General features: G+C 51.3%; 16 protein-coding genes. 9 read left to right on the forward strand and 7 right to left on the reverse strand.

Annotated features, from left to right (window positions below; all coding sequences use genetic code 11):
• Positions 1 to 66: 66 nt before the first annotated feature.
• The 3 genes from secB to ACXAFR_RS13450 all read right to left on the reverse strand — a co-directional run bounded on the left by secB (position 67) and on the right by ACXAFR_RS13450 (position 1357).
• The gene (gene secB / locus ACXAFR_RS13440; RefSeq protein ID WP_475177701.1) at positions 67 to 579 is read right to left on the reverse strand and encodes a protein-export chaperone SecB; all 513 of its coding nucleotides are present in this window, start codon (positions 577 to 579) and stop codon (positions 67 to 69) included.
• 86 nt (positions 580 to 665) lie between these two features.
• Positions 666 to 938: a glutaredoxin 3 gene (grxC, locus tag ACXAFR_RS13445; protein ID WP_475177703.1), complete on the reverse strand. Its 273-nt coding sequence runs from the start codon at positions 936 to 938 to the stop codon at positions 666 to 668.
• Positions 939 to 943: 5 nt separating this feature from the next.
• Positions 944 to 1357 (reverse strand): rhodanese-like domain-containing protein, encoded by a 414-nt coding sequence (locus ACXAFR_RS13450; protein ID WP_475177705.1) that lies wholly within the window; start codon positions 1355 to 1357, stop codon positions 944 to 946.
• A 493-nt stretch (positions 1358 to 1850) separates the two neighbouring features.
• Between ACXAFR_RS13450 and gpmI the strand changes: the two genes are divergently transcribed.
• The 5 genes from gpmI to ACXAFR_RS13475 all read left to right on the forward strand — a co-directional run bounded on the left by gpmI (position 1851) and on the right by ACXAFR_RS13475 (position 7529).
• Positions 1851 to 3392 carry a 2,3-bisphosphoglycerate-independent phosphoglycerate mutase gene (gene gpmI, locus ACXAFR_RS13455; RefSeq protein WP_475177707.1) on the forward strand — a complete coding sequence of 514 codons (1542 nt, stop codon included), beginning with the start codon at positions 1851 to 1853 and terminating at the stop codon, positions 3390 to 3392.
• A gap of 108 nt (positions 3393 to 3500) precedes the next feature.
• Positions 3501 to 4661, forward strand: coding sequence for a murein hydrolase activator EnvC family protein (locus ACXAFR_RS13460; RefSeq protein ID WP_475177709.1), 1161 nt, complete (start codon positions 3501 to 3503; stop codon positions 4659 to 4661).
• 120 nt (positions 4662 to 4781) lie between these two features.
• Positions 4782 to 6200: a S41 family peptidase gene (locus ACXAFR_RS13465; protein ID WP_475177713.1), complete on the forward strand. Its 1419-nt coding sequence runs from the start codon at positions 4782 to 4784 to the stop codon at positions 6198 to 6200.
• Between the two features lie 89 nt (positions 6201 to 6289).
• Positions 6290 to 7231, forward strand: a complete 942-nt coding sequence (locus ACXAFR_RS13470) for a divergent polysaccharide deacetylase family protein (protein ID WP_475177714.1) — start codon at positions 6290 to 6292, stop codon at positions 7229 to 7231.
• Positions 7232 to 7289: 58 nt separating this feature from the next.
• On the forward strand, positions 7290 to 7529 hold the full coding sequence (locus tag ACXAFR_RS13475; protein WP_475177717.1) for a DUF6316 family protein: 240 nt from the start codon (positions 7290 to 7292) through the stop codon (positions 7527 to 7529).
• Between the two features lie 38 nt (positions 7530 to 7567).
• On the opposite strand, the gene hisF is transcribed toward ACXAFR_RS13475, so the two are convergent.
• Positions 7568 to 8341 carry an imidazole glycerol phosphate synthase subunit HisF gene (hisF, locus tag ACXAFR_RS13480; protein WP_475177718.1) on the reverse strand — a complete coding sequence of 258 codons (774 nt, stop codon included), beginning with the start codon at positions 8339 to 8341 and terminating at the stop codon, positions 7568 to 7570.
• Positions 8342 to 8468: 127 nt separating this feature from the next.
• Here hisF and ACXAFR_RS13485 point away from each other — a divergent pair, with 127 nt between their 5' ends.
• Positions 8469 to 8960, forward strand: coding sequence for a PilZ domain-containing protein (locus ACXAFR_RS13485; RefSeq protein WP_475177719.1), 492 nt, complete (start codon positions 8469 to 8471; stop codon positions 8958 to 8960).
• On the opposite strand, the gene hisH is transcribed toward ACXAFR_RS13485, so the two are convergent.
• Positions 8961 to 9617 (reverse strand): imidazole glycerol phosphate synthase subunit HisH, encoded by a 657-nt coding sequence (gene hisH, locus ACXAFR_RS13490; RefSeq protein ID WP_475177722.1) that lies wholly within the window; start codon positions 9615 to 9617, stop codon positions 8961 to 8963.
• A gap of 17 nt (positions 9618 to 9634) precedes the next feature.
• Entirely contained in the window at positions 9635 to 10228 is a 594-nt protein-coding gene (gene hisB / locus ACXAFR_RS13495; RefSeq protein ID WP_475177723.1) for an imidazoleglycerol-phosphate dehydratase HisB, read from the reverse strand.
• Positions 10229 to 10449: 221 nt separating this feature from the next.
• Between hisB and ACXAFR_RS13500 the strand changes: the two genes are divergently transcribed.
• The 3 genes from ACXAFR_RS13500 to ACXAFR_RS13510 all read left to right on the forward strand — a co-directional run bounded on the left by ACXAFR_RS13500 (position 10450) and on the right by ACXAFR_RS13510 (position 13511).
• Positions 10450 to 10578: a hypothetical protein gene (locus ACXAFR_RS13500; RefSeq protein WP_475177726.1), complete on the forward strand. Its 129-nt coding sequence runs from the start codon at positions 10450 to 10452 to the stop codon at positions 10576 to 10578.
• A gap of 264 nt (positions 10579 to 10842) precedes the next feature.
• Positions 10843 to 12420: an adenosine deaminase family protein gene (locus ACXAFR_RS13505; protein WP_475177727.1), complete on the forward strand. Its 1578-nt coding sequence runs from the start codon at positions 10843 to 10845 to the stop codon at positions 12418 to 12420.
• An 11-nt stretch (positions 12421 to 12431) separates the two neighbouring features.
• Complete coding sequence (locus ACXAFR_RS13510) at positions 12432 to 13511, forward strand: purine nucleoside permease (protein WP_475177728.1); 1080 nt, start codon at positions 12432 to 12434, stop codon at positions 13509 to 13511.
• Positions 13512 to 13599: 88 nt separating this feature from the next.
• On the opposite strand, the gene ACXAFR_RS13515 is transcribed toward ACXAFR_RS13510, so the two are convergent.
• Positions 13600 to 14667 (reverse strand): Glu/Leu/Phe/Val family dehydrogenase, encoded by a 1068-nt coding sequence (locus tag ACXAFR_RS13515; protein ID WP_475177730.1) that lies wholly within the window; start codon positions 14665 to 14667, stop codon positions 13600 to 13602.
• Positions 14668 to 14674 lie beyond the last annotated feature (7 nt).

The following is a 14674-nucleotide window of genomic DNA, read 5'->3' on the forward strand; positions in this document are numbered from 1 at the left end:
GCAAACGAGTTACAGGTGACTTTCCCGAGTGTTAACAGTGAAAATGGCCGCTGATGCGGCCAAACACTAATTAACGGAAGGAGCAGCGCCTTCGGTTTCGGCTTTCTGTTTCGCCTGCGCCAGAGCCTGCGCAAAGAGAGCATCGAAATTGATCGGTGGCAACATGATAGGAGGGAAGCTACCTTTGGTAACCATGTTATCAATCGTTTCGCGAGCATATGGGAAAAGAATGTTCGGACAAGCGCTGTTAAGCACGTGAGCCATTTGGTCGTTTTCAATGCCTTTAATCGCGAACAGGCCTGCCTGGTGAACTTCGACCAAAAACGCAGTTTCGTCTTCCAGTTTCACCGTGATGGTCAGACGCAGAACGACTTCGTACAGATCCTCAGCCGCTTTGACCGTTTTGGTGTTCAATTCTTGATTGATTTGCGGCTTGTAGTTCTTGCGGAAGGCTTCGATCCCCATCGGCGCTTCGAAGGAGAGGTCCTTTACGTAGATTCGTTGCAGAGCAAACTGTTGCTCGCCACCCGTGTTCTGTTGAACCGCATCATCGTTGATGTTGTTAGCGTCATCAGCCATTTTAGATCCTTATTTATCTAACTTTATCTAACTTACTTACTTGTCTAGTCATTGTCTTGAAGGTATGCCTAAAAGGCACCTGCTGTTCAGGGGTTTAGCAGCCCATCCAAACGGCCAGCAAACTCCAGCGCCATTAGATCGTCACAACCACCCACGTGTTGTTCGCCAATCCAAATCTGCGGCACGGTATACTGTCCGGCTTTCGCCGCCATTTCCTGGCGCAAAGTGTCATTGCCATCGACAGGAATTTCCTTAAAAGGAACGGATTTCTGCTCGAGTAACGATTTCGCACGCAGGCAGTAGGGACAAAAACGCGTGGTGTAAATCACCACTTCGGGGCGTTGCGAAGTATCCTGCACTCAAATTACCTCTTCTTTACAACGGGAAGATTCTGCGCCTGCCATTCACTCATTCCACCACCCAGGCGGGATACGGTAAATCCGTCTGCCTTGAGCATACGACCGATACTACCGGAATGCTGACCTAATTTGTCCACCAGAAGTATGGTTTTATCACGACTCTTTTCCAGTTGAGACTTCTGATCCTTGAATCCTGTATAGGGAATGTTGATCGCGTCAACGATGTGACCCGCCGCAAAATCTTTCGCATCCCGCAAATCGACGACCAAGGTATCGCCACTGTTGATCAACTTTGTCGCGGCATGAATGGACAGGGATTGCCCTGCTCGGCGAGCCTCCTGCCAAAAATAGAGTATCACCAGAACCAGCAACAGACTGCTCAACATCCACTGTTCCTGGATAAAAGCTAAAATTTCCACGTAAAAACCTTTTTTGAATATTGACCCGCCGCAGGCGGCGATAGCAAAACACGATGCCACCTAAACCAAAGCATCCGCGTGTAAGGGTATCCCGCCGCCATGTCACAATGCCGGGCGCAGCTTTTGCATCATAAACGGGCAGCAGCCGTCACCCTAACGGGTGGCGAAGTATACACCAATGATCTTGAGATCCGATAACCACCTTGGAGATCGCAACGTATAAACGGTAAACTGCTGCGGCCACACGAACTGGCCTACAGACGTGTGCCCTATAAATCGTGAGACACTCTCGTGTGTAACATCGGCACTTTACGATGTTTTTATTGGCCAGGTGGTGACGTTCTGACACTTATGCAGTCGTACACAGAAGTAACCGGATGGACCGTCCAGCAGGGTTCGCATCGGTAGTCATTTCAACTTTTGCACGTTCCGTGAGCAAGGCTTAATCTGTATTTAAGCCCGGAGCCGTAAACAGGATAAGGGAGCCCAAAGCATGCCTGACGTAAAAAAACCTCTGGTCCTTCTCGTACTCGACGGATTCGGTCACACCGATCGAGTTGAATACAACGCAATCCTGAAAGCCAAAACACCCGTTTGGGATGGTATTTGGAAAAATCAGCCTCATACCCTTGTGCACACCTCTGGCATGGCGGTGGGCCTTCCCGACGGCCAAATGGGTAACTCGGAAGTCGGTCATATGACTCTGGGTGCAGGCCGTATCATTTATCAGAGCTTCACACGAATCAACAAAGCCATCAGCGACGGCGACTTTTTTGAAAACCCCGTTTACTGTGAGGCCGTTGACGCCGCCGTATCCAAAGACAAAGCCGTGCACATCATGGGCCTGTTTTCACCGGGTGGCGTTCACAGCCATCAAGACCACATACTCGCCGCGGCAGAGCTGGCCGCCAAGCGCGGTGCCAAGAAAGTGTATATCCACGCGTTTCTTGATGGCCGCGACGTGCCACCTCGCAGTGCTGAGGCCGATCTGGAAGCCGCGACGGAAAAACTCAAAGCATTGGGAACGGGTCGAATCGCATCCTTGGTTGGCCGCTTTTATGCCATGGATCGTGATAGCCGCTGGCAGAGAACTCAACTGGCCTTCGAATTACTGACTTCGGGCCAGGCAGAATTCAAGGCACCTACGGCTGTCGAGGGCTTAAAAGCCGCTTACGAGCGCGATGAGAACGACGAGTTTGTTAAACCAACGATCATCGCTGGCGATGGCGAAGAGGCTGCCGTAGTCAGTGATGGCGACGCGTTGCTGTTTATGAACTTCCGTCCAGACCGGGCTCGCCAGCTATCGCGTGCGTTCGTTGACCCGGATTTCGATGGCTTTGAACGTCCTAATTTGCCGAACCTCGCCGCATTTGTACAAACCACCGAATACGCATCGAATATCAAAGCGCCAATAGCATTTCCACCGGAAGACCTGGTCAACTCCTTCGGCGAAACCCTTGCCAAAGCCGGCAAACACCAGTTACGTATCGCAGAGACGGAGAAATACGCTCACGTCACTTTCTTCTTCAGCGGAGGACAGGAGGAGCTGTACGAAGGCGAGGATCGTGTTTTGGTGCCCTCTCCCGACGTCGAGACCTATGACCTGAAGCCCGAAATGAGTGCGTTTGAGGTCACTGACAAGATGGTTGAAGCCATAGAATCCGGTAAATTCGATGCTATCATCTGCAATTATGCCAACTGCGATATGGTGGGTCATACCGGTGATTTTGACGCCGCGGTCAAGGCCGTCGAGGCGATTGACCAGTGTCTCGGCAAGGTGTTCGCCGCACTGGATAAAGTCGATGGTGAAGCCCTGTTAACCGCCGATCACGGCAACGTTGAAATCATGTTTGACGATGCCAACGGTCAAAAACACACTCAGCATACAACGCTAGAAGTTCCACTGGTCTATATCGGCAAGCGTGAATTGCAATTACACAGCGGCGGCAGCCTCGCGGACATCGCACCAACCATGCTGCACCTAATGGGCATTTCACAGCCCGGCGAGATGACCGGCAAAAACCTCGTTGACTAAGATTGTTCGTTAATTTGCACTTCGACCGCCACAGCGGCGGTCGTTGCACCACTTGGCTCCCAGGCAATATGCCACTAAAGTTAGACGGATAATGTCTGATCGAGCCACATGTTGAAATTTCGACCACTACTGCTAATTACGCTTCTCTGCGCAATCGTCAGCCACGCGAGCTTCGCAGCAAATCCTGCCGAAGAGCGTAAAGAGTACGAAGCCCAACTGAAAAAGTTGGAAGATGACATCAAAAACAGTGAGAGTCAGCTCAGTTTATTCAGCAGTAAACGCACCCGCCTGGAAAGACAGCTGCGCAATGCAGAAACCGCTATCGCTCGCACGCTTAAAGATATATCTATTCTGAATTCGCGTATCGCCTACGAACGGGAACAATTACAAACGTTACAGGATCAACGATCCGAAATTCAGGCCAATCTGCGCAGCAAAAAAGACGAAATTGCCGCCTACGTGCGCGCGGCTTACCGCCAGGGCGATCACTCGCAACTCAAATTGTTGCTGAATCAGCAAAGCCCTCAGGATATTCAGCGAATAAACACCTACTATAAATATGTATCCGACGCGCAACTTGAGCGAGCGCAAACCTATTTGAACGCCATTGAAGAGCTCAACGCACTGGAACCACAAATCGCCGAACGTGAAAAAAGCTTAAATAATCAGCATCTCACCCTACAGAAAGAGCAGTCAGATCTGGAAGCCAATCAGCAGGAGCGCGCCCAGACCCTTGCCCTACTTGAGCAGCAAATTGCCGATCAAAACAGCCAGCTCAAACAGCAAGTCAACGACCGCGAACGCCTGCAGGAGCTGCTGAATGATGTCATCGCATTGATTGCGCAAAGAGAGGCGATGCAAAATGGTGAATCCTTCGCAAAACGCAAAGGTCAAATGACGTATCCTACCAAAGGCAAGATTGTGCACAGCTTCGGTCGCAGTAAACTGGCTGGTAAATTAAGCTGGGAAGGCATGTTGATCGAAGCCCCCATGGGCAGTGATGTTCGTGCGATTCATAGCGGTCAGGTTGTATTCGCCGATTATTTGCGCGGTCATGGCTTACTTATTATCGTGGATCACGGTGGTGGCTATATGAGCCTGTACGCGCATAACCAGTCTCTGCTAAAGGAAACCGGTGCCATGGTCGCTGCCGGCGACGTGATAGCCAGGGTGGGTAATAGTGGCGGCCTGGATAACACAGCCCTGTATTTTGAAATTCGTCATCAAGGAAAACCCACAGATCCGTCTTTGTGGTGCCACAAAGGCTGACTGGAGTGTATATAATCTGAACTACCTGCCTTGGAACTCCGGAGCGCTTTCCCCCTCCAAGGCACGGAAGATACAATGACCGCTTCCCGACCGGACGCCGGGTCTATGGAGTAAATGTTAATGCTGCGCACACCTGTAATTACAACTTTGCTGTTGGCACTGTCTGGCAGTGGCATCTGGGCCTCCGCCGCCAGCGCCAATACAAGCGTATCCAATCTGCTCGCGCAGCAGGCTGACGCCCCCCTACCCACGGCCACAGATGTCGAGAACGCAGATACCCCTGCGGGAAAACTGCCGCTGGATGATCTGCGGACCTTTACCAAAGTCTACGAGCATATTCGCAAGGGGTACGTTGAGGAAATTGATGACAAGACCCTGCTTGAATACGCCATTATCGGCATGCTGTCAGAGCTGGATCCTCACTCCTCCTATTTGAATGCAGACTCCTTTGATGACCTCCAGGTCAATACCACCGGCGAATTTGGCGGCTTGGGCATAGAAGTCGGCATGGAAAATGGCTTCGTGAAAGTCGTATCCCCCATTGATGATACCCCTGCCGCTCGAGCGGGCGTGCAAGCGGGCGATGTCATCATCAAACTTGACGACAACCCCGTGAAAGGTATGGCGTTAGGTGAGGCAGTTAATATGATGCGCGGCCCTCGCGGCAGCGATATTAACCTGACGATTGTGCGCGAGGGAGAAGAACAACCGATTGAGCTGGTCGTTACCCGAGACATCATCCGCGTGCAGAGTGTGCGATCAGACATACTGGAGGACGGATACGGCTATATTCGTATTGCTCAGTTTCAAGTAGGCACGGGTGCCGATGTCGTTAAATCCTTGCAGGAACTGAAAGAGAAAGGCCCTCTCAAAGGGCTGATACTCGACCTACGCAATAACCCAGGAGGCGTTTTGCAGTCTTCTGTTGAAGTCGCAGACGCATTTCTGGACGATGGTCTCATCGTCTATACAGAAGGTAGAGTGACCAACGCCGATCTAAAATACGAGGCACAACCAGGTGACCTCAGCGATGGCACCCCCATCGTCGTCCTCATCAACGATGGCTCTGCGTCTGCATCGGAAATTGTCGCTGGCGCCCTGCAAGACCATCGTCGAGCGGTCATTCTCGGGACTCAGAGCTTCGGCAAAGGCTCGGTTCAAACCGTCATTCCTCTGGCGGATGATCGCGCCATCAAACTGACAACGGCTTTGTATTTCACACCTAATGGACGCTCAATTCAGGCCCAGGGTATTAGCCCGGATATCGAGGTTGAACGAGCAGAGGTCACATCGCTAGAAAGCAACAGCATGCATGAAGCCGACCTAGCGGGTCGTCTTGAGAACGGCAACGGCGGTGCCGCTCTGGACAGTAAAAACCGTAAGCTCGCAGATCGCAGCAATCAGGAGTTGTTTGAAAAAGACAACCAGATGTTTGAAGCCCTGAATCTGTTAAAAGGCCTGAATCTGTTTGGTAGCAAGCGCGCACCCTCGCAAACCAAAGCCGTCGCGCAATTGGAAAAAGAAGCCAACTCACATTGATTCACAGCCCGTCAGCCTCCTGGCAAGCAAATCACCGCAGGTTAGGCTGACGAGCCCGCAATACGCCCAAATTCCGGAGATTTACACCGATGGACAGGACCCGAGGCGCATTGCTGTCCATTGGGCTCTGCCTGTGTGTGGCAATTGCCGTATTCGTCGCTTGTACGTCCTGGGATCTGACATCTCGCGATGACCCGCCCGAACAGAGCCAATCGCCAGCAGACATTCTGACCGTCGTGACGACGGATCACTTGCACACCATTCAACCTCTTCCTCTGAGTCTTCCGGCAGAGCCCCATGGCCCGCGCATTGCCATCATCATTGATGACATCGGCTACAGCCGACGATATGGTGAAATTGCCGTCTACCTTCCTGCACCGATAACACTGGCGGTACTCCCCCACAGCCCAAATAGCAGGGAACTGGCAAATCTTGGGCACCAGCAAGGGAAAGACATTTTGGTTCATGTCCCCATGAGCGATGTGGGCAACATCGCTAGTGATCCCGGATTGCTGCACACAGGCATGGATAAGGCGCAGTTTATGAAAACCCTTTCCGAAAACTTACAGGCGGTTCCTCACGCGATAGGTTTAAATAACCATCGCGGCAGCGCCTTAACCCAAGACGCCACCAGAATGCAGTGGCTGATGAGCCGGCTCGCCGAAGAAAACCTGTTTTTTATCGACAGTCGCACAACCGCCGCCAGTGTTGCTTTAACCAGTGCTCAATCGGCTGCGATCGCCACGCGCAAGCGCGATGTCTTTCTCGACAACGAGCGTACACAAACCAATCTTGCACATCAGTTTGAACGCCTTCTTACCCTTGCAAAAAAGAAGGGAAGCGCCATCGCTATCGGCCACCCATACCCAGAAACTCTGGAATTTCTGCAGTCAATTCTGCCAAATTTGGACAAGCAAGGGGTCGAGCTTGTTAGCGTCAGCCAGCTGTTACTGGACGATGCTATCGCCAGCATGCCGCCACCCACTCTCGGCCAATCGGAGGAAACTTTAAAAACGTCAGAAATGGACTAAATTTAAAATTAACCCGTCCCAACTGACAGCGCGCCGCTGGCCGCGAGAGAGTTTGATCATGACAAATTTACGTGCCGGAGAAACTGGACAGGTCCCTATGCGTAAGGAACGTTTTTATGAGCGGGATCAATACTGGTATTTCACGACTCGCGAAGGCGCGGACATCGGCCCATACGACACGCTCCCAGCCGCCGTTCAAGGCTGCAGCGAATTTATCAATTTCGTTCGCACCAGCGGACCGGATTTTTCCGATACCTTGCGACTGTATTCTGCCCCGCCGAAAGATCGGGCAAACTGAGTCGGCGGCAAGACTTCATATCCTGCCGCTACAGTGAATTAAAGGCGCATCTCAATGCCCTGCGCCTGCATGAATTCTTTTGCTTCGCGGATGGAATAGCGGCGAAAATGGAAAATACTCGCCGCCAGTACGGCGTCAGCTCCGCCCTGCGATACCCCATCAGCAAGGTGCTGCAGTTCCCCCACACCCCCGGAGGCAATGACCGGCACACCAACCGCATCACTGATAGCTCGCGTCAGCTTAAGATCGAATCCATTTTGGGTGCCGTCTCGATCCATACTGGTTAACAAGATTTCACCGGCACCGTAATCAACCATTTTTTCTGCCCATTCAACCGCATCGATTCCAGTGGGCTTTCTGCCGCCGTGAGTGAAAATCTCCCATCGTTCTGGTTCCCCAGGCTGGCTCACCTGCTTGGCATCAATGGCGACGACAATACACTGGGCGCCAAAACGCTGTGAGGCCTCACGCACAAATTCCGGCTGCTTCACCGCTGCAGAATTTATGCTGACTTTATCCGCGCCGGCATTAAGCATGGTTCGTATATCATCAACCGTGCGAATACCACCACCAACAGTAAGAGGAATGAACACTTCACGTGCAATCTTTTCTACCGTATGGGCTGTTGTGTCGCGATTCTCATGGGTCGCGGTGATATCCAGAAAGGTCAGCTCATCAGCCCCCTCCTGGTTATAGCGAATAGCAACTTCTACGGGATCGCCTGCATCGCGAATTCCAACAAAATTGACTCCTTTCACGACGCGACCGTTATCAACGTCCAAACAGGGAATAATGCGCTTTGCCAGTGGCATTTCTGCTCCAATCGTTAAGTTTCACCCATCTAGAGTGCACTGTCTTTGCACACCAAATCGGGATTAAGGCTGCGAAATCACAAATTTCAGTCTACGCTTTTCAATAGGCAGAAGACCGAATTTCGCGATGTTTTGCCTGTTATCACCGCCAAGCGAAGCCAATAAGCTGACTTGGCAACTGAACACGCGACATATCGAGGACAACTTGGTTACACCCACGCCGCTTAATCGCCGTCGCGAAGTCAGAGTTGACACGGCTCTTGAGGCTCAACTGCATGCACACGAGCAATGGGGTAACGGACGCATAACCAATCTGTCACTGGGTGGCCTGCAACTCGAGTGCAGCTTTCAGGTTCTGGAAGCAATGATGCCAAACATTCAACGCCCAGACCCCCATCGCCCCCTTGAAATAGAAATCCAATTTGAACTGGATACACCAACGGGTTTGCAAACTGTTTTGGCCAACTGCAGCATGCTGTATGCCCGACGAATTGCACAAAACCGATTTGTCATCGGCGGCAGATTTACCGGCTTTACCAAACACAGCCGCGATGCACTAATGAGTTTTCTGATGGCATCTCTGCCCGATCATACTCACACACCAGGCGATAGACTTTAGTCAGTCTACCCGTCCATTCCAACGTACAAAATTACTCAATAACTGCAATCCCGCAGAATGGCTTTTTTCCGGATGGAATTGCACGGCAAACAGATTATCTCTGGCTATCGCCGCATCAAATTCGATTCCATATTCAGATCGGCCAACAACGGGTGACTGATCGTCGGAGCAGACACAGTAACTGTGGACAAAATAGAAGCGGCTATTATCCGCGATATTATCCCACAGCGGATGATGCTGAGATTGACGTACGTTATTCCAACCCATGTGCGGAATCTTCAGCTTGACAGGCGCCTGCCTAACGGCGTCGAAACCACCAAAGAACTTTACCTGTCCCGCGAACAAGCCTAAGCAGTCAATACCATTGTTTTCTTCGCTGCTGTCGAGCAAAGCCTGCATTCCGACACAAATTCCCAGTACAGGCGTTCCGTTAGACAGAATCTCTGGCAGCAGTTGATTCAAGTGCAAATTCTTGATCTCAGCCATGCAATCACGCATTGCGCCAACGCCGGGAAAGATGACGTGGTCAGCGCTGCGAATTGTCTCGTGATCACCACTGATGATCACCTCCGTTTCAGCAGCAACATGCTGTATCGCACTTGCCACCGAATGCAGATTCCCCATGCCATAATCGATGATTACCAGTCTGTTGCCCATAGCCTGCCGCCTGTTCCTTAAAGACTGCCTTTAGTCGATGGCGTTACGCCAGCCATTCGAGGATCCAACTCCATAGCCATCCGCAAGGCACGTCCAAACGCTTTAAAAACTGTTTCAACCTGGTGATGGACGTTATGACCTTTTAGCCCATCGATATGCAATGTCACCTGAGCGTGGTTTACAAATCCCTGGAAGAACTCCCATACCAGCTCGGTATCAAAAGATCCCACTCGCTTCTGGGTAAATGGGATGTCCATATTCAACTGGGGGCGACCGGAAAAATCGATGACGACACGGGATAGCGCCTCATCAAGGGGAACATAGGCATGCCCATAGCGTCGAATACCTTTTTTATCACCCACGGCCTGAGCCAATGCCTGTCCGAGCGTAATACCTATGTCTTCGACACTGTGATGGTCATCAATATGAGTGTCGCCGTCGCAGGTCACCGTCAAATCAATCAAACCATGGCGAGCGATTTGATCCAGCATATGCTCAAGAAATGGAACGCCGGTGGATAAGTCGGCTCGGCCTGTACCATCCAGGTTGACCGATACCTGTATTTTCGTCTCCAGCGTATCCCGCGATACCGATGCTTTGCGTTCCACCACCTAAATCCCCCATCGTTGCTAGTCTCACCCCGGGTAGCGGCGTCCCGTGGAGCGCGAATTATACTCCTGACTCGAGATAAGTCACTCGACAGCTGCGCAACCCAAATCTTGAAAGCGGCAAATCCCTTGATGCAGGTCAACGCAGAACCGTCTCGATTTCGGCAATATTCAACCATCGCACAGCGACTGACGGCAACCAGCAAGTCTTCTGGAGGAAGGAAATGATTGACCCAACTGCAACAGGCGCACTCGCCTTAGGCATCAGTTTTGGCGGCATCGTCCTCGCCGGTACTCTGGGCGGTCTGCTGGTGGCCTGGATAGAATCCAGAATTCAACGCGACGAGCACTGAAAGGCGCTCAGCGAACCCCATCTCCACAATGTGTACAGCTTTGGCAAGCGGCCAGCTTCTTCGGAAGCTGGCCTTTTTTTGTTGAGTCTCCCTCGCAACCATCTTTGAGATTTCGCCCTGAATCTACGCAAGGCAAGCCAAAGGGCACCAAAACAAGCCATTCTTCATAGCTCAGTCCTTCCAGCTCTTTCTTATAGCGCCCAAAATCAGCGCCAAATCAAAACCTGTCCAATTGGTTAACTTCTGGAACAGGAATTGCTGGACTTGCGCCTATCGCGATTAAAACCGATGATCACGACGTTGCCAGAAATCGACAATGCGGAATCTGGCCAACTCATAAAGTCTATCTGCGTTTCCTTTAAATACCTTTCGTTGATCACTATGCCCCAACTCAAACACACAATTGCCCGCTGGCTGAGCAGCTGCTACCTACTGCTCGCCCCTCTCACCCATGCCGACACCATGGATCAATGGTTTGAAGACTTCAAACACAATGCCAGCAATGAAGAACTCTATCGGTTTCTGCACGAACTTCCGAAAGGCGGTGATTTGCACAATCATCTGACCGGCTCAAATTTCAGCGAATGGTGGTACGAGCTTGCCACCGATGAAGACGCAAATGGGGGTTATCGCTATTACACCAAAACCCGCATTGCCAATTGTGTTCCTTATGGCAGCAATGAATTTGGCCCCGCGCCTTATTTACTTCTGTTTCGAAACCTACAGGAAAGCAGCTATGAAAAGCTGGCTGAGTGCGAGAAATCGGAATTCAAAGCCATTGACGAGCTGAATGCGAATGAAAAAGCCGCCTGGCTAAACAGCCTGCGGCTTGATCAGTCCCACGAAGGTCGTGAAGAATTCTTCCAAACTCATTGGCAGCGCCTTGGTGAGCTAGGCGCGAATCCGTATATTAATGCGGAGATGATCTACCGAAACATGGCGGCCTTTGCCGAAGAAGGCCTGGTTTATCTGGAAACCCAGGAAGGCACTCGCTTCTATTTGAAAAAAGATGGCAGCCAATTTGAGCCAGATGACGTGGCGGATATTTTCCGTCAACGTCTTGCTCAAGAAGACGCCAAAGCGACGGGCGTAACCGTCCGCCTGCAATATTACCTGCTTAGGTTTATTCCCAACGCAGAGGAAGATCTGGAATGGATTTATCGATTCGTGGATCGTCATCGCGATTTGTATGTTGGAATCAATATGGTTGGCCGCGAAGACAATGACAAAGGCTACCCGCTGCGTTTCTTGCCAACCCTTCGCAAGATGCGCCAACAGCTGCCTGGCATTCCGCTATCGATCCATGCCGGCGAGGTGGATGAACCCAACCATCATGTGCGCGACACTCTACTGCTTGGCGCGAGTCGTATCGGTCACGGTGTCAACCTCATAACAGACCCTGACACCATGCTGTTGATGCGAAATAATGACTACCTAGTAGAAATAAACCTGATCAGCAACCTACTGCTGGAATATGTCAGCGACTACAGCCAACACCCGTTTCCTGAATATCTGCGATTCGGCATTCCTGTCGCTTTGTCGACCGACGATCGAGGCATGTGGGATTCTACAATGACGGACGAGTATTTTGTCGCAGTCAAAGAATTCAATCTCTCATGGAAAGAGTTGACACAATTGGGCAGAAACTCGCTCAGTCACAGTTTTGTTGAAGAGGCGATCAAAACGGACCTGTTGCAAGACTATGAAGAGAGACTCAACGAGTTTGCCACCACTGTGACAAACGACGGTGAGACAGACTACCTCGAGACAAGCATCACCACTCATCAATTTATCTGTGATCACTATAAAATCTGTCTTAGCGCAGAAACAACCACCCCGTAATGGATAAGACTATGCTGCCAACGAGACTTTGCTATTTACTGCTCGCGCTGATCATGACTGGCTGTGCCTCTCAGTCACCCTCGAGCGACAATCAAGCCATGAATCCAACTCCGATTCCCATCAAAATGGTCGTCGTTACTATGTTTGAGGTCGGTGATGATACGGGTGACGACCCTGGAGAATTTCAAACATGGAAAGAACGTCAGGGTCTCGATGTTCGATTCCCCTTTCCTCAATCCTACCACGACCTATATCTAAATCCTGAAACGGGCGTTCTGGGTATGGTCACCGGCATGGGAACCAATCGAGCCTCGTCTGCCATCATGGCCCTAGGACTGGACCCGCGCTTTGATCTAACGAAAGCCTACTGGCTGGTTGCCGGTATCGCCGGATTTGATCCGGCCGATGCCTCTATCGGCAGCGTGGCGTGGGCCGAGTGGGCAGTCGACGGCGACCTCGCCCATGAAATTGATACTCGTGAAATGCCAAATGACTGGACCACCGGGTATTTTCCGCTGTTCACCAAAGAACCCTATCCGGAAACCATGCCGCCAAATCTTGGTGAGGTATTTGAACTGAACCGCCCCCTGACCCAGTGGGCCTTCTCGCTGACAAAAGACATTGAGCTGACCGATGATGAGCACATCAGTGAAACTCGCGAGGTTTACGATAACTACCCAGAGGCACAACGGAAACCTTTTGTTCTGATTGGTGACAACCTCGCCGCGATGACCTTTTGGCACGGCGAAGTACTGAACGACTGGGCGAATCAGTGGGTAGATTACTGGACACAAGGTGAAGGTAAATTTGTTTCGTCTGCGATGGAAGATACCGCCACGGCACAGTCTTTGACCTACCTCGATCGCGCAGGCAAAGTCGACTACGATCGATTTATGATTTTGCGAGCCGCGAGTAACTTTACACTGCCGCCACCAGGATTAACGGCCGCCGAAAATCTCGCATTAGAAGGTGAAGATTACGCCGGCCTGCATGTCGCACTGGAAAATGCCTACCGGGTTGGAAGTCGTGTCGTCGATGAAATCATCAACAACTGGGATACTTACAAAGATTCGCCTCCAGCGGCAGAGTAAGCATTCAAAAGACATCAGGCGTAAAAACTTCGCGCCTGATGTCCCATTCTAACAAGACCGTTAATCTTCGTTTTCGAGGCAGGCTCTCCTAGGCTGCCACCTCATCAACGCAAATTTCCCCTTCTAGTCGCCGTCTCGCCAATGCATCTGCGAGGCGATTGGTCGCGACGCCAGTGCGTTCATGCTCCGTGAAAATTTCATCGAGGCTTTGGCCAATATTGTCGGAAATATGCGCTTCCGCATCCTCTCTAGAGCGACCTTGTCGCTGATAAAAAATATCGATGACACCACCAGCATTAACGACATAATCAGGCGCATAAAGAATACCTTTCGCCGCGAGCATTTCACCGACATGGTCCTGTGCGAGCTGGTTATTGGCGCATCCGGCAACTATCGACACCTGCAAGGTATCGAGTAACATTTCATCCAGCACAGCCCCCATCGCACAGGGACAAAAGAGATCCACGTCAAGCTGCATAATCTCTCGCGGTGAAACCAATGTGGCTCCAAACTCTGCTTCAGCCCGGCGGGCATTTTCGGTGAAGATATCACTGACCCAAAGCTTGGCTCCGGCAGCATGCAGGCGCCTCGCCAAGTGATATCCAACGTTCCCCAAGCCTTGAACAGCGACGGTCATATCCTTGAGGTCACGTGTTTGAAATTTTCTAGCCACCGACGACACTATACCGACATAGACACCAAATGCAGTAGCCGGAGAAGGATCTCCCCGTAACGTGTTGGCGGAGCTGATCCCCGTGACATGTGACGTGGTCTCAGCCATGAGTGATAAATCCTGCTCGCTGATACCGGAATCTTCTGCTGCTGTGTAAAGCCCGTCAAAGGAGTCGATAAAACTCCCCATGGCTCGCAACAATTCCGGCGTTTTGTGCAATCGGGAGTCACCCACAATTACTGATTTCGCACCGCCTAATGGCAGATTAGCTACCGCAGATTTATACGTCATTCCGCGAGACAGCCGCAACACATCATTCAACGCCGCATCACTGTCGCGATAAGGGTACATACGGCAACCGCCAAGAGCGCTACCTCGCTGGGTATTATGAACGGCAATAATGGCTTGCAATCCGCTTTTGGGATCATTCATAAAAGCCACTTTTTCATGATTGTCATAAGACGGGTGTTCAAACAAACTCACTGACGAC

The sequence above is a fragment of the Pseudomaricurvus sp. ABR4_320 genome, assembly GCF_056159445.1.